The following is a 16,236-nucleotide window of genomic DNA, read 5'->3' on the forward strand; positions in this document are numbered from 1 at the left end:
AAGGAGGACGTAATGAAAACGGACAAGAGTTCACGGGGTGCTAAACTTGAAACTGACATCGTCATCATCGGAGGTGGTGGAGGCGGCCTGGCTGCTGCCGTGGCGGCCGCGGAAAAAGGGGCCAGGGTCATCGTGCTGGAGAAGAGACATACGCTGGGCGGCAATTCCGTGTTCGCCGAAGGACTTTTTGCTGCTGAAAGCCCAGTCCAGCAGCGGTCAAATATCGACGCTCGAAGAGATAAACTCTTCCGACAGGCGATGGATTTTGCCCATTGGAAGCTTGATCCGAAGATTATCCGGGCTTTCATAGACAAGTCCGGAGATACCATCCGCTGGTTTGAAGAGAAGGGACTGAATTTTTTTATGCCTGCTCTCTATTTCAACCAAGTACCGCTGGTCTGGCACTGTTTGAAGAAGGGCGGGGCTACCGTGGTGAAGCAGCTGACCAGGGACTGTGAAGACCTGGGTGTCAGGATTGTGCGTGATGCAGCCGTCAAAAAAATCCTTGTGAATGAAAAGGGGGAAATCAGGGGCGTGACCGCGCAATCAAAGGCTGAAGAGTTTCAAGCATCCTGCAAGGCCGTAGTCATAGCCACGGGGGGTTTTGGGGGCAACAAAGAGTTGTTGAAGAAATACTGTCCAACGTATACAGAAAACGACTACAATGCGGGGTTGCCCCATACGGGAGACGGCCTCACCATGGCAATGGATGTGGGAGCGGCCACCGAGGGGTTGGGGTTGCTTCATTTGGGCGGTCCCCGATCTTTCGGGCCGATCCATGTGACGGCCGTGGCTCAGGAATTTAACACCATCTGGGTGAACAAGAAAGGGGAACGTTTCACAGACGAAACAATCACCGACGGGCGCGGAAATACGGTCCACAGGCAACCGGACAAGGTGTCATACTCCATCTTCGATGAGAAAATCAAACAGGGCATCATCACGGAGGGGCTTATCAAAGGGGTTGGGGCCATCTATGTGCCGCAGAGGACAAAGCTACCTCATCTGGACAAGCTTCTCCGAGACGAGGCGGAACAGGGCCGAGCTATCATTTCCGATTCCTGGGGCAAAATAGCGGCCTGGATAGGCGTGGATACGCAGACCCTCACAAGCAACATACGCGAGTACAACAGTTTCTGTTCGCAGGGGTATGACGAGCACTTCAACAAAGACCGCAGGTATCTTTCTGCCCTGCAAACACCCCCTTATTACGCGGTCAGATGTCATTCGGCCTTTTTGGGCACAATAGGCGGAATCAAGATCAACTACCGCATGGAGGTGTTGAATCACGAAGATACTCCCATCCCGGGGCTCTACGGTGTTGGAGCGGACACGGGCGGATGGGAATGGGACACCTATAACATCCTCCTTTCCGGCAGTACCTTTGGCTTTGCTATTAATTCGGGTCGGATTGCAGGAGAAAATGCCGTTCATTACGCATCAATAAAACGAAAGAATTAGGAGAGAGACATGACACAGTCATCCTTTCGTGACAAAGACGACTGGCTGGAGATAAGCGAGAAACTCAATCTCCAAGCCCCTCCAGTGGGGGTAAAATACTGCACGGCGAAGCCGGAAGATGCCGCATGCCTTGAGGGTACCATGCCTCTCTGCGAGATGCTCGCATATTCCCAGAAAGGACATGCCTTTTATGCAGCCCCGGAGAACCATCTTTGCGGAGCGGCCCTTTACTCACTCGGCAAGGACCTGCCACCCGTGTATACATCAGGAGTATACGGCACAGGACTGGAGATTTTCGACAGTCCCCGGTCAGGCAGTCGCTTGTACGATCATATCCCCAGGCTGGAGGCGAGGAGAAACATCAATTTTGTGATGCTTTCTCCTCTTAACAAGCTTACTCATGACCCGGATCTCCTCATCTTTCTCACCCAAGAGGAACAGTCAGAGATCCTGCTCAGGGCCATGAGCTACTCCACGGGAAAGATGTGGATAAGCAGGAGCACCGGGGTAATCGGATGTGCCTGGCTCTTTGTATACCCCTACCTTTCCGGAGAATTAAACTACACTCCCATATTGAGTTTGGGCATGAGAGCGCGCAAAGTATTTCCTCCGGGTACACATCTCATCTCCATACCCTTTGATCTTTCCGCCGGTATGCTGGATAGCCTGAAGAGAATGCCGCTAACCCTCTCAGTGCTCAAGCCCGGCGGGGATGAATTCCGCGCGAAACTGCTGAGCAGACTGGGGCTTGAGCCGGCCCACTGAAAGGCGCACGTACATGTGAGCAATTGCAGAACATCCGGATGTTCCATGGCGCGGTTTTAATAACAGGTTCTTTTTTGGAAATGAGTGATGGTTACTGAAGGAAAATTCTTGAGACTGCGTCGGCAGAAGCATCGGAGTTTTCTCGAGATTAAGCAAGGAGGAAGAGAATGGATTTAAAGGGAAAAGTAGCAATTATAACGGGCGGAGGAACGGGTATAGGAGAAGCAATTGCCAGGCGTTTTGTGGCAGACGGAGCGAGGGTGTGCATAACGGGCCGTCGCCGTGAAATGCTTGAAAAAGTGGCCGAGTCGCTGCCATCGGATAAAATCAAGACCTGTCCGGCGGATGTGTCCGATCCAAATGATGTGGAACGGATGGTAGAAACGGCGCTCTCTTTTTCCGGCGGGTTGCATGTCCTCGTCAATAATGCTGCTATGAGTCACAGACCGGCAAGTATTGTGGATCTGGACCCCGCGATATGGACAAAAACGCTCGAAATCAACCTCACCGGTCCGTTCCTGACAATGAAAGCTTCCTTACCGCACATGATCAAAACAGGAGGAGGATCCATCATCAATATTTCCTCTCTGGCCGGTATCAGATGCATCCCGGGAAAACCAGCATACTGCGCCTCAAAGGCGGGGCTTATCCATCTGACTTTCCAGGCAGCTCTTGACTACGGCCGGTTCCGGATCCGTTGTAATGCAGTCTGTCCCGCAGCTGTGGAATCCGATATGTTCACGAGTAATATGCAGATATTTGCCAACATGTTGGGAACAGGCATAGAGGACATTTTCTCCCGGTTTTCCAACGATGTTCCTCTTCATCGCACAGCGGTACCTGAAGAAGTAGCCGGCCTGTGCAGCTATCTGGCGAGCGACGATTCGTCCTTTACGACCGGTGTGGTTATTCCAGTGGATGGCGGGGCGTCCATCGTCGATGTTTCAGGCGCTGCCATGAACAGGATCGTTCAAAGCGTAGAAGCAGCCGGTGGAAAGAAAAAAGAGTGAACAGACTTCCTGAGACAAGTGATGGCAAGGGTATCGCAGCTTGCTACGGTAGTGAGGTCATGAGAGAGGGGTTTCTCAGGCGCGGATATAGTCCGGGTGAACGGGGACAAATAGGGGTGGGGCTATGAAATCACGGGCAACTTCAAAGAACAACATGGTTGTCACCGACATCGTAGTCATCGGGGGTGGTGGTGGCCTGGCAACCGCCGTAGCTGCCGCAGAGGCAGGGGCAAAGGTTACACTCCTTGAAAAACGAAAATTGGTCGGCGGAAATACGGCATTGGCAAGAGGGTTAATGGCTGCAGAAAGCCCTGTCCAGCGCCGGATGAAGATCGATGCGCACGCTGAGGATATCTTCAAGACAGCTATGGCATATTCACACTGGAAGGTTAATCCGGAGATTATCAGGACATTCATCAACAAATCCGGAGACACTGTGGCATGGCTGGAAGAGATGGGCGTACGATTTGAAGACGTGCGCAATTTTTATCATAATCAGGTCCCGCAGCTCTATCACGTGCCCGAAGGTTACGGGGCGGGTTTGGTGAAAGCATTGACAGCGAGGTGCAAGGAACTGGGAGTACTTATCTTGAGCCGGACCGCTGCCAAAAGGATTATGAGGGGGAAAGACGGGATTCAGGGGGTAGTGGCCGTAACGGGCGGCAAGGAAATGAGGATTTGTGCGGATAGCGTAGTCATTGCAACAGGCGGATATTCCGGTAATAAGGAGATGTTGAAGAAGTATTGCCCTGAATATACTGAAGACGCCCTGGTAAACGGTATACAACACATGGGGGACGGGATCCGCATGGCAATCGAGGCAGGCGCCGCCACAGAAGATTTAGGGAATATCCTCTTTATGGGCCCATTTTTCAAGGGATCATTGCAGGTTTCGGTTGTGTCCGTTGAGTCCAATACCGTATGGGTAAACAGAAAAGGTGAACGGTTTATCGACGAATCCACGTATCTTCCGGCAGAGAGCGCGAACGCGCTGAACAGGCAACCGGATAAGATTTCCTTTACCCTCTTTGACGAAGCAATCAAACAGAGCTTCATCAAAGACGGACTGATGAAAGGTGTTCACAGGTTGTTTCCTCCAGGCAGCAAAATGGCCGAGTTTGATAAGCATTTGCGAAAAGAGGCAAAGGAAGGACAGGTGAAGATAGCACATTCATGGAAGGAAATAGCCGGCTGGATTGGGGCCGAAGCTCATGTGCTCGAGAAGAACGTTATAGCTTACAACAAATCGTGCGATCGAGGATACGACGATTTGTTTTACAAAAACCGCAGGTATCTCAAGCCTCTGAGCACGCCTCCGTATTACGCTATCAGGTGCCATCAGGCCTTTCATGGTACCATCGGAGGCATCAAGGTCAACCAGAACATGGAGGTGCTGGATAGGCGGGACCACCCTATCTCGGGACTTTTCGCCACGGGTAATGACGCCGGCGGTTGGCAATCAGACACCTACTGCTACGTCCTCTCGGGAATGGCCCTCGCCTTCGCCGTTAATTCGGCCCGTATTGCAGGGGAAAATGCAGCGAGATGCATATCGAACAGACAGGACAGGCCGGATGCGAGTCAAGGCCGTCTGCCCCGGTCGGATTAGTGTGCCATGGATCGAGCGCGCACCCCAGAGGAATCCTGAAAAAAAGGAACCTTTCATGGATGGCGGCGTGGTCGTGAGAGGTTGGCGCTCCCTGATGACCCTTGAATGCACGGCCTGCTCTTTCTGGCCATCCATCCCGATCTTAGGACGCGCTTCAATCCGAGTCCCGGGTTGATGCCTGGTGAAGGATACTGTGATCTGTCCATGGTGCTTACTTTTATGATTTATGTCATAGAATCAAATCATTGCATGATCGGGAATCTTCGTGCCATCATGTTGCAGGACGGGAAAGGCGGCCTAGAACTCCTGCGATCAAAGCGAGCTTGAAGCTTTAGAGCGATTATCAGGGCGGAGACATCTGCAGCTTCTTATCGGTCGCCAGGGATTGATTTCTCCGTGCGGAATAAGATTATCACGATGAGGCAGTTTGGTTCGAGGAGGGGAATTTTTGAGCATTCCGATGATGGGCAGCGATGCTTCATACGACAAAGAACCGATAAGGAGGTTGTTATGAAGAAGACGTGTGTATTTTGTTGTGCAGCAATCTTTGTGTGTTTTGCTTTATTGACCGGCATGTCTTATGGCGCCGATAAAGTCACGAAACTCGAGTTTGCAAGTTACCTACCGGCTACAGAGGACGTAAGCTTAACATTACAGGAGTGGTGTAAGGAGGTCGAGAAGAGGACCAACGGCCGCGTCACGGTAACGTACCATCCGGGAGGCACGCTCGTCTCCATGCCTCAGACGTATGAAGCGGTGACCAACGGAATAGCTGACCTGGGGTTCTCCGCATTCGGTTACACGCCCGGAAGATTTCCTATGATGGAACTTCTCGATTTGCCCACAGGACTCAAGACCTCCCTTCTGGCTGTCAAGCTGACCCAGGACTACGTCAACAGATTCAAGCCCAAGGAACTGCAGGACGTAAAGGTCTTATGGTTTACTGCCACCACGCCCGCACTCCTTCATACCAAGAAACCTATCAAAAAGCTCGAAGATCTGAAGGGCATGAAAATCAGGACTGTTGGCGGGCCGATGGTAGAACTGGTGAAGGATCTTGGGGCAGTGCCGGTGGTCATACCCACTGTTGACACGTACGATGCCGCGGCAAAAGGGGTCATAGACGGGACTTATTCTGCATGGCCAGGCCTCACGGTCTTCAAATGGGGAGAGGTTTTGCCCTTCACGGTGGAGAATACCCTTACCGCACCTGCTTCGATTCAATTCGTCGTTATGAACAAGGAGAAATGGAATTCTCTGCCACCAGACATCCAGCAGATTATGGACAAACTATCGGAAGAGTATGCTGTCAAGACCGCGCAGACCTGGGAACGCATGAGTGCAGAGTCTGTCAACGCTCTGAAGGCGATGAAACACACGATCTCCCCCTTAAGCCGCGCGGAGGACGAGCGTTGGTTCAAGGCCATCGCTCCTGTGTACGATACCTATGTAAAGGAAAAGACCGCAAAGGGGCTTCCGGCGTCTGAAGCGTATAAGTTTGTTCAGGATTGGGTAAAAAAGAACCAGAAATAGATAGTAAGGCTCTGGAGGTCTTATGATAATTGAAAGGATTCTGCACAGGTTCAGCGGCTGGATAGAGTCTGTGGCCGGAGTTGCCCTTATAGCGGTAATGATACTCTCCGGTTCGGATGTGGTAGGCAGGACATTCGGACATCCTATCCCCGGTGCCTATGAACTCATCTCCTTTGCCGGGGGGATTGTGCTTGGTTTCGCGATCCCGGCGAGCGTTATAGGCAAAGTCCATGTCATTGTGGATATCATTTTGCAGAAGCTGCCAGAGGCCCCCAAGTCCGTTCTCCATGTGATCTCCCGGCTCATGGGTGCTGGTTTTATGTTCGCGTTAGGATACGCGCTTGTCAAGATGGCAGGCAAGTTCAGAGCCACCGGCGACTATACGGCGGTCCTCCAACTTCCTTTTTACCCTGTCACCTATGCCATGGGAGGCGCGTTTGTGATAGCCGGTCTTATCCTCATCTTCGAATCAGTACACCGCGGAGGTTCCAATGGCTGAGGTATTGGTAGGTTGTGCAGGAATTGTCCTTCTCCTCGTTCTCTTTGCCATAGGCGTAGAATTGGCCTATGCCATGGGTATCATCGGTCTGGTGGGACTTGTCTATCTGCGTTCGACCAACCCCGCCGTAAGCCTCTTATCAAAGGACTTCTTTGATGCCTTTGCCTCGTACTCCTTTACGGTGATACCCCTGTTTATGCTTATGGGCCAGATAGCCTTTAACTCAGGCATGGCTGAAGAGCTGTACAAAACGGCCCGAAAATTTATCGGACATGTCCCGGGTGGCCTCGCCCTGGCGACTGTGGTGGGCGCAACCCTCTTTAAGGCGATTACCACATCGAGTCTCGCAACCTCAGCCACCTTCTCGTCGGTGGCGATCCCCGAGATGGACAAATATGGCTATGGCAGGAAGCTTTCAACCGGTGTTGTGGCAAGCGTGGGTACTCTCGGTTTCTTGATTCCGCCGGCCGGTTCAATGATCATTATGGCCATGTTGACCGAACAATCCATCGGCAGACTCTTCCTCGCCGGGGCTGTACCCGGTATGATAATAGCGGTCCTATTCTTCTTGACAGTCGTGGGCTGGTGTAAGATCAACCCGGGTCTTGGCCCGCGAGGACCTGTTTTCACATGGAAGGACCGGATGAGTTCGGTCCCGCAGGTGTTTTGGCCGCTACTGATCTTTGTCGTGATAATCGGAGGGTTGATGGCGGGATTCTTCACGCCCACTGAGGCGGGAAGCATTGGCGCCATAGCCCTGATTATCCTTACCGTATTGAAGCGCGATCTGAACTTCCCGGCCTTTACGAAATCGGTCAGGGAGTCGCTACGCATGTCCGCAATGATACTTATGCTGCTATCCGGCTCGGCCGTGCTTGGCCATTTCGTTGAGATGGCGAAGATTCCAGCCCTTGTTGCGGAGTGGACCGTTTCTTTGGCCCTACCGCGGAGCGTCATCATGATCCTCATCATCTTTATATATCTTTTGGGTGGATCCTTTATCGATGACCTGGCTTTTATGATTCTTGCGACTCCTATATTCTTTCCCGTAGTATTAAAACTTGGTTTCGACCCGGTATGGTTTGCAGTCATCATCGGAGTGTCGCTGATGATCGGTGTCATTATACCCCCTGTGGCAATTGCGGTATTTGTGGTGGCAGGTATCACCAAGGAATCGATGGGACTTGTATATAAGGGGTGCGCCCCGTTTCTTATTGCACTTGTTCTGGTTCTTGGGCTCCTGTTCGTCTTTCCGGGGCTTGCAACGTGGTTACCGTCCGTTCTCATGAAAGTATCATAGGGGATAGTATCGCCGGGTCAGTATGAGGAGTGAAAATTTGAATTTGCCGGCCACTGGAGGAGAAGCATGATAGGAAATAAGGAACAGACCGATGTGATAGTGATTGGTTCGGGCGTGACCGGGATGGCTGCTGCGGTCACCGCCGCAGAGGGAGGCGCGAAAGTCATCGTTTTTGAGAAGCAGCAGTCCCTGGGAGGGACTTCGAACTTCTTCTCCGGTCTATTTGCAGTGGAAACGGAGAGACAGCGGATAAATTACATAACGTACAGCCGGGACGAAGCTTTCAAGAATATCATGGAGTATAGCCACTGGCGAGCTAATGCACGGCTCGTCAGGGCCGTCGTGAACGAATCCGCCGAGACCGTCGCCTGGTTTATGCATTATGGGGTCGAGTTCAGACCGGAAACAATTAACATGCCCGAGTCGCCCCGTACCTACCACCCCGTGAAAGGGCAGGGTGCATCGATCATAAAGGCTCTTGCCACAGCGGGCAAAGAGAGAGGTGTGCGATTCGAACCGGGTGTGACAGTGCGAAGGATTGTCAAGGAGGGCGGCAGGATAGCCGGTGTCGTTGCTGAAAAGAACGATGAGGAGATTGAATTTGCTGCCAGGGCGGTGATCATCGCGAGCGGCGGCTACGCGAACAACAAAGAATGGATAAAAAAATACTGCGGTTTCGATCTGAACGTAAACATGACTCCAATCGGCAACGTTGATAAGATGGGTGATGGCATACGCATGGCCTTCGAGGCCGGCGCGGCCGAGGAGGGTCTCGGTGTACTGGAAACCTTTAGCGCGGGGCCATTCGGACCGGATTATGTTTTGAAAGGATCGCTTGAGATGGTCGGCGCTCAGCCTGACCTGTGGGTCGATCCGCGTGGAGAAAGGTACTGCGACGAAAGTGTCTCTTTCTACGACACCTCCATGGGCAACGCCAGCGCGCGCTACAAAGAAGGATTTACTTACAGGCTCTCGGACGACTCGATTCTGCAAATCCTCATGGAGAAGGGAATCGAGAAACAGGTCGGGATGGACAATCCTGTGGGAACACGGCCCGTCGATTTTGCCAGAGAGTTAAAGGCTGCTCTCGAAAGAGGCAGTACCGATGTGTTTGCCGCGGACTCGATCGAGGAGCTGGCCGAAAAGATGGGTGTTGAGAAAGATGTACTGAAGGCAACCGTTGAGGAGTACAATAACTTCTGTGCTCGCGGCCACGATGAACTCTTTGCCAAAGATCGAAAATACCTGCGTCCACTCAAAGGGCCGAAGTTCTACGCCATCAGAGCCCGATGTATATTTCTCGGAACCCTTGGCGGCATCAAGATTAATCACCGGGCGGAGGTAATCGATAAAAAGGGCAATATAATCCCAGGTCTCTATGCGGGAGGATTCGACGCAGGCGGAATGTGGGGAGACAGTTACTGCATTAAAGTCTCCTCAGGCCTTTCCGCGGGATTTGCAGCAAATTCAGGCCGCATAGCTGGCAAGAACGTGCTTAAATACCTGGGCAGTTAGGCATGCCGTCTCGGACATCCCGTTTTTTCATTCCGACTGCGTTCACCGAGATGCTTGTTGAACAATGAATTTTGAGCAAGTCACAAAGAAAGCCTACTTTCAGTACCATTTCCGCGCTGATGCACCGTGTGTCCGGGTAACCGTTGCCGCTGCCCCTGAGGTAGATGTTTCCGAACAGGTTACCCTCTTCAAGAAATGGTCCGAAAAGGACGGCCGACATAGAAGGGTCATCACTGGTGGATCATTCGGGTATTACGACCTTGAGCCGCTGGTGATAATCGAAAAGCCTGGCCGTTCCACTATTCTGTACCCTCATGTCACCGCAAACCTTGCGTTTGAGCTTATTCCGGATTGTATTGAGGGGGACGACCCGAGACCTGATCTCGCCTTATGCCTCTTGGGGGGCGAAGAGATTCGCGGTATCCCGACGTGCCAGGCCTTACCCATGTTCAGCCTTCAGAAACGTGTTGCCTTGCGAAATTGCGGCCGTGTTGACCCTGAGAATATCGACTCTTACATAGCTGGCTGCGGAGGCTACGCAGGCCTTTCGGGGGCGCTGGACATGAGCCCGTTCGACGTTATGGAGGAAGTAAGGCGATCCCGTCTGAGAGACAGGCGGGATGGGCAGCCGACGGTTGAGAAGTGGAAGATTGTTCGCGATGCCGGGAAAGACGAAAAATATGTCATCTGTAGCGCCGTCGACAGCGATGCTCAGGCACGGACAGCGAGACTTCTTCTGCAGTCAGACCCTCACACGGTTTTGGAGGGTATGTTGATTACCGCCAATGCTGTGGCGGCCTCGCGGTGTATCGTCGTAGTGCCTTCAGGAGATGATGACACACTGAAAAAGCTCAGAAAGGCACTCGTGCAAATGCGGGATTACGACCTCGTGGGCGAAGACATCCTTGGCTCCGGCTTCAGTTGCGACATAGAAATCAGGGAGATGGCGCCGTCGCTTTTGTCAGGTGAAGAAAGCGCTCTTTTAAGTTGGCTGGCAGGCGGCCAGCCTGTTCCAGAGCCGCGGAATCGCCCTGGTATGCCGCCGCTTCTCTGGGGTAAGCCAGTTATCGTCAACGACGCGGAAACCCTGGCAAATGTGGCTGCGTTCCTTCAGAGAGGTGCCGCGTGGTTCGCTGGCATAGGTACTACCGCAAGCGCGGGATCAAAGGTCATTGATCTGGCCGGCGAGATGGTCCATCAGTATACGGTGGAAGTGCCCTTCGGGACTACCCTGAGCGATGTCGTGCGTCAAATAGGGGGTGTATCGGCCGGCGAACCCATAAAGGCTGTCCAGTTTGGTGGCCCTACCGGTTCATTCTTCAGTGCCGATGATTCTGGCCTCACTATAGACTACGGTAACCTGGATGTCACCGGCTCGACCATGGGATCGGGAAGGATCAGCGTGATAGCGCATGACGCCTGCGCCGTGGAGATGACAGAACATGTAATGTCCTATTTGCAGACGCAGTCTTGCGGAAAGTGTGTTTTCTGCAGAGAGGGGACGCTTCAAATATCGGAGATCCTCGAGGATGTGGCCCGGGGCGAGGGCAGGCCCCAGGATATCGATCTTCTGACTGAGCTTGGTGAAGCCATGAGGGCACCTTCCCTGTGCGGCCTGGGTAGAAATGCGTCTAATCCGGTCTTGAGCAGTATAAGACTATTTCGTCATGAATATGATGCCCATATCAAGCAAAAGAAGTGCACGCAAGGCCATGATTAAGAGAACGGCCAACAAGGAGTTCTGCGTGTCCTCTGACCAAGTTTGTCCTTTTGCGGCGATCAAAAAAATGGATGAGTATTGAAGACGATCCGACTTATCGTTGATGACAAGAATATCGAGGCGCATCAAGGGAAGACTGTGCTCGAATCTTGCCTTGATGCGGCGATATACATCCCTCATTTGTGCCATCACCCGGATCTTTCGCCAATTGGCGCGTGCCGGCTTTGTGTTGTCGAAATAGAGGGTATGGAGGGCCTGCAACCGTCGTGTACCACTGCCGCCACCGAGGGTATGGTGGTCAGGACGAAAAGCCTCGAGGTCGATCGTATGCGGCGCCTCGCCATGGAACTCATACTCGCCGGCCATCCTCCGGACTGTAATACGTGCGTCAAATACCTTAATTGCGAACTCCAATCGATCAAGCAATACCTCGTGGACGATCAGCTCAGGGTGAGAAGACGGTCCAAACTCTTTCCGGTTCTATCCACGAACCCTCTCTTCCTTTCGGACCCAAACAAATGCATTCTTTGCGGACGCTGCGTGAGGGCTTGTCGAGAACTGCGCGGAGTAGGAGTTCTGCACTACCGGAAAAAAGACAAAGAGACATATATCGGGACCGCCGGGGATATCCCCCTTGTTGAATCCGGCTGCCGGTTCTGCGGGGCCTGCGTGGAAGTCTGTCCCACAGGTGCTATAATGGACAAAAAAGAGTTTGCCAAAGACAAAAGCCGAAAAGCCTCGATTGTCCCATGCCGGTTTTCCTGTCCCGCTGAGATCGATGTTCCAAGATACATCCGTTTTATCCGTGAAAAGAAATATGCCGATGCCTTAGCGGTCGTTAAGGAAAAAGTACCTTTCCCCCGGGTGCTCGGGTATGTATGTAATCATCCGTGCGAGGAGGCTTGCAGAAGAGGCGAACTGAACGATGCCATCTCGATACGTGGTCTCAAGCGTCATGCCGCCGAGCATCAGGAGGGCAAGCTGAGGGAAAGGTCTTCCACCAGGAAACCGCCCACGGGCAACAAGGTGGCCATTGTCGGCTCCGGTCCGGCCGGTCTCACGGCGGCGTACTATCTTGCAGTCCAGGGGCACTCTGTAGAGGTCTTTGAGTCTCTTGCTTTGCCCGGAGGAATGCTCCGCTACGGCATTCCAGGGTACCGCCTGCCCAGAGACGTGATCGACGATGAGATCCAGGCAATAGAGAACTTGGGCGTTAAAATCCAGACGAGTACCCGTGTGGACTCGGTTGATTCGCTTTTGACAGACGGTTTTAATGCTGTTCTCGTCTCGATCGGGGCTCACCTGGGTGTAAAACTGACGATCCCAGGGGCAGACGGAGAGGACATCCTGGTTGGTACGGATTTTCTCAGGGCGGCGAGCCAGGGAAAGAAAATAGACGTAGGGAAGAGGGTCTTGGTGTTGGGCGGAGGCAATGTCGCGTTTGATTGCGCGCGAGTTGCATTGAGGCTTGGCGCAGATGAGGTATCCATGGCTTGCCTTGAAAGCAAAGCGGATATGCCGGCCGGACGCGATGAGATTGATCAGGGAACGGAAGAGGGGATAATTATCTACCCATCGAGGACGTGTACCCGAATCCTTCGGGACAACGGAAAGATCAAAGGTCTCGAATTCTTGGAGGTCGAATCGTTCGGTTTTGACGAAGACAATAACCTGGAGGTCACTACCGTCGTTGATTCACGGCACATGTTGCAAAGCGATACTATCATTTTCGCCATCGGCCAGAGGCCAGACGTGCCTGCGACCCTTGGGCTCAATACCACGTCAAACGGACTCGTTGAGTTTGACCCCTATACCCTCGTCGCGGGCAGGGAGGAGGTATTTGTAGCTGGCGATGCAGCGACCGGCACCGGGTCAGTAATCCAGGCCATCGCTTCCGGCAGAAAAGCTGCTGTAGCCATTGACAGATTTCTTGGAGGCCGGGGAAATATTGACGAAAAGCTGGCGCCAGTTGCCGAGCCCGATAAATATCTTGGACCGGAGCAAGGGTTTGCCGCGATGGCGCGATGTAAAGAGAAACATGTGCCACCGGAACAAAGGATTCATAGTTTCTGCAGCGTGGCAGAAGGCATGGGTGATGAGGCTGCAACAAACGAAGCGAAACGATGTCTCCAATGTGATCTAAGGCTCATGATCAAGCCCGTGAAGTTTTGGACGAGTTATTAGTGTCGTCTCCCTTATGCAGCGCCAGATGAAGGCGCTGTAGTGTAGCTCCGCCCGAGTATCCTAATACCGCCAATTGTGATCCTTCAGGAAACGGAATTAAGACCCTGGACAACCTGCGTCGTTTGTTACGAGAGACGGGCCATGACGCAGCACTGGAATGAAAACCTTTTGTAACAGCTCTTGACTAGTGATATAATAGATAACCATCATGTCGGTAATAAAGAACATATCTCTCGAAGATAAGATCGAAACCATCAAGCAATTCGCGGAGTTTATGCAACTTGATCACGAGCCCCTGATGCCCCTGGTCCCCGTTGCAGCCTGTTATGAGTTTATGAGGGGGGATCTGATTTTCCGCGAGCACGACGCGTCAAAGTTTCTCTACATCGTTCAGAAGGGTCGTGTTAAGTGCTTCAAGCAATCAGGTACCGGGAAAACTTTTGTTGCCTATGTGGCCAGTTGCGGTGGCTCCCTGAATGGGATAGCGGTATTCTCCGGACTACCGCACTTTCTTTCCGCTCAGGCGATTGAGGGTGTGACACTGTTACGGATAAAACGAGAAGATTACGTACCGATCGTAATCGGAGACCCAAAGATTTTGTTTGGGACGATCCTGAGTATGGAACAGGCCCTAAGGTCCGCATACGATAGGCTCATAGACGCGGTGGGTGAAAGGGCCAGTCAAAGGGTCTGTGACGTTCTTTACATGCTGCGCGGTAAGTTCGGTCCCGAACTTCAGTTTAGCGGTGAGGAAATCGGAGAACTGTCGGGGACAACGACAGAGACAACCATAAGAATACTCTCCACCCTCAAACAACGGAAGATCATTCACTCGGACCGACGGAAAATACGCATTCTCAACGATGTCGAGCTTAAGAACATGAGTCATTTTCCTGAACACTCGCCTGGACGGGCGTAGACTCGGACTGTAAGTCATAACATCTTTCTAACCATTGCCTGCAAAATGTGTGTAAGAAGTGAGAGGGTCCAAAGTGCTTACCTGCTCTTCACTCATGCCCAACTGATTCGGGGCGAGAGCGCATTTAGCTAACAAGGATTCATGATATAGATCATAGAGCAAAATCATTGCATCGAAAGTTTCAATTTTGTTATCATTCCACTGTCTGCAAGGGGTTCTATCGGGGACCATGCGGTTTTCCTCGTCTGGCAGCGAGCGGGAAGTCATTAAGACGAGTTGTTCAACATTGCCGGGTCCTTGTTTGTATCTTCTGTGGGAGATGGAAAAACAGGTATGCGCAGACTTTAGCGAAAGAACCAAGGAAGGTGAAATGATGTTTGCAGTTACTGGAGCTACCGGTCACATAGGGGGCAAAGTGGCCGCCCGTATAGCGTCGCTTGGTCTTCCCCAAAGGCTCATTGTTCGGGATCCTTCGAGGGCGCCCAAACTTCCAGGCGCCGATATCTGCCAGGTTTCCTCCTACGGAGACCCGACGGCCATGGGAAAGGCGCTTTCCGGCGTGCAGACCATGTTTCTTGTTTCAGCCCGTGAAATAATGGGGGTAATCAAAGAATCCAAGGACCACAATACATCGATGCCATATTACGATCGGTTGCATCAACACATATGCGCCGTATCTGCCGCCGCGGCCGTCGGTGTCCGGCACGTTATCTACCTGTCATTCCTCAATGCTGCGCCCGATGCAACCTTTGTTCTGGCCCGTGAGCATTTTCGTACAGAGGAATTTGTCAGATCGACCGGAGTCGCGTTTACCTTCTTGCGCCAGGGCCTTTATATGGATAATGTCCCGCAACACATAATGAGCGATGATGTTATTCGCGCACCGGCCGGTCAGGGGCGAGTTTCATGGATTACGCGCGACGATATCGCGGACTGTGTAGTAGCCGTTATGACGGGACATGGTCACGACGGCCAGATTTACGACCTCACCGGTCCAGAGGCGCTGAGCATGGAAGAAACGGCTGAGAGGTTATCCGCCGTGATCGGAAGAAAGATATCATACGAGGCCTTAACGCCGCATGAGGCAAGGGTCAATCGTAATATGAGCCGCATGATCGACCACGAAATCCTTCGTCAAAGCATAGCCGGAACGGGTATCACGGAGCCGGAACTTGAAGGATGGGTCTCTCACTACCTTCAGATTGCGACCGGTGAAGCGGGTCCTGTGGCCGACTCGGTTCCACGGCTCACCGGCCACCCTGCGCAGAGTCTGGCAGAGTACTTGGAAAAGCACCCGGAGACCTATGCACACTTTCTCAAGGAATCGTGAGAACTGTGTAAGCCAAATAGGCTGTTAATCCTTATCGGGTGCAGATGGGAATAGTAGCCAGAGTTGCAATAGGATCCTACAATGGGTAAACGCAAAAGTTCCCGACAAAATGTTAGGAGCCTTGGGAAACGTCCTGGGTTCCTTTTGGTGGGTATTAAGACCCAAAGCGGTGCTCTACGGGCTAATGACTTATCTTCGCTTTTACGTGCAGGCTCTGACCGTTGAGGCAATAGGGGAGAGCCCTGCCAAACGTTATTCTTTGTCAATCCAGGGGTAATAACTTTCCGACAAATAGACGGCAGCCAAAGGATTATGTCCCGTGACCCTGTCTTTCACGGCCAGTACCGTGGTGAGCGCCTTGGCGTATTTAAGAAAAAGAGAATCGTGGCCG

The 16,236-nt window shown here is 52.4% G+C and carries 12 protein-coding genes; all 12 read left to right on the top strand.

Annotation, left to right across the window (positions count from 1 at the left end):
* The first annotated feature begins 12 nt into the window (after positions 1-12).
* The gene (locus tag VMT62_13205) at positions 13-1,461 is read left to right on the top strand and encodes an FAD-dependent oxidoreductase (protein HVN97380.1); all 1,449 of its coding nucleotides are present in this window, start codon (positions 13-15) and stop codon (positions 1,459-1,461) included.
* Between the two features lie 9 nt (positions 1,462-1,470).
* Positions 1,471-2,226, top strand: a complete 756-nt coding sequence (locus VMT62_13210; GenBank protein ID HVN97381.1) for a DUF169 domain-containing protein — start codon at positions 1,471-1,473, stop codon at positions 2,224-2,226.
* Positions 2,227-2,393: 167 nt separating this feature from the next.
* Positions 2,394-3,236 (top strand): SDR family oxidoreductase, encoded by an 843-nt coding sequence (locus VMT62_13215; protein HVN97382.1) that lies wholly within the window; start codon positions 2,394-2,396, stop codon positions 3,234-3,236.
* A 124-nt stretch (positions 3,237-3,360) separates the two neighbouring features.
* The gene (locus tag VMT62_13220) at positions 3,361-4,845 is read left to right on the top strand and encodes an FAD-dependent oxidoreductase (GenBank protein HVN97383.1); all 1,485 of its coding nucleotides are present in this window, start codon (positions 3,361-3,363) and stop codon (positions 4,843-4,845) included.
* A gap of 510 nt (positions 4,846-5,355) precedes the next feature.
* Positions 5,356-6,378 (top strand): TRAP transporter substrate-binding protein, encoded by a 1,023-nt coding sequence (locus VMT62_13225; protein ID HVN97384.1) that lies wholly within the window; start codon positions 5,356-5,358, stop codon positions 6,376-6,378.
* 22 nt (positions 6,379-6,400) lie between these two features.
* Complete coding sequence (locus VMT62_13230) at positions 6,401-6,877, top strand: TRAP transporter small permease subunit (GenBank protein HVN97385.1); 477 nt, start codon at positions 6,401-6,403, stop codon at positions 6,875-6,877.
* The gene (locus VMT62_13235; protein HVN97386.1) at positions 6,870-8,177 is read left to right on the top strand and encodes a TRAP transporter large permease; all 1,308 of its coding nucleotides are present in this window, start codon (positions 6,870-6,872) and stop codon (positions 8,175-8,177) included. Before VMT62_13230 ends, VMT62_13235 begins: the two co-directional genes overlap by 8 nt.
* 66 nt (positions 8,178-8,243) lie before the next feature.
* Positions 8,244-9,692, top strand: a complete 1,449-nt coding sequence (locus VMT62_13240) for an FAD-dependent oxidoreductase (protein ID HVN97387.1) — start codon at positions 8,244-8,246, stop codon at positions 9,690-9,692.
* Positions 9,693-9,756: 64 nt separating this feature from the next.
* Complete coding sequence (locus VMT62_13245) at positions 9,757-11,412, top strand: NADH-ubiquinone oxidoreductase-F iron-sulfur binding region domain-containing protein (protein HVN97388.1); 1,656 nt, start codon at positions 9,757-9,759, stop codon at positions 11,410-11,412.
* Positions 11,413-11,490: 78 nt separating this feature from the next.
* Positions 11,491-13,596, top strand: a complete 2,106-nt coding sequence (locus VMT62_13250; protein HVN97389.1) for an FAD-dependent oxidoreductase — start codon at positions 11,491-11,493, stop codon at positions 13,594-13,596.
* Between the two features lie 208 nt (positions 13,597-13,804).
* Positions 13,805-14,515 (top strand): Crp/Fnr family transcriptional regulator, encoded by a 711-nt coding sequence (locus VMT62_13255; GenBank protein ID HVN97390.1) that lies wholly within the window; start codon positions 13,805-13,807, stop codon positions 14,513-14,515.
* A gap of 370 nt (positions 14,516-14,885) precedes the next feature.
* The gene (locus VMT62_13260; GenBank protein ID HVN97391.1) at positions 14,886-15,845 is read left to right on the top strand and encodes an SDR family oxidoreductase; all 960 of its coding nucleotides are present in this window, start codon (positions 14,886-14,888) and stop codon (positions 15,843-15,845) included.
* Positions 15,846-16,236: the final 391 nt, after the last annotated feature.

This window comes from Syntrophorhabdaceae bacterium (assembly GCA_035541755.1).
Lineage (GTDB): Bacteria > Desulfobacterota > Syntrophorhabdia > Syntrophorhabdales > Syntrophorhabdaceae > PNOF01.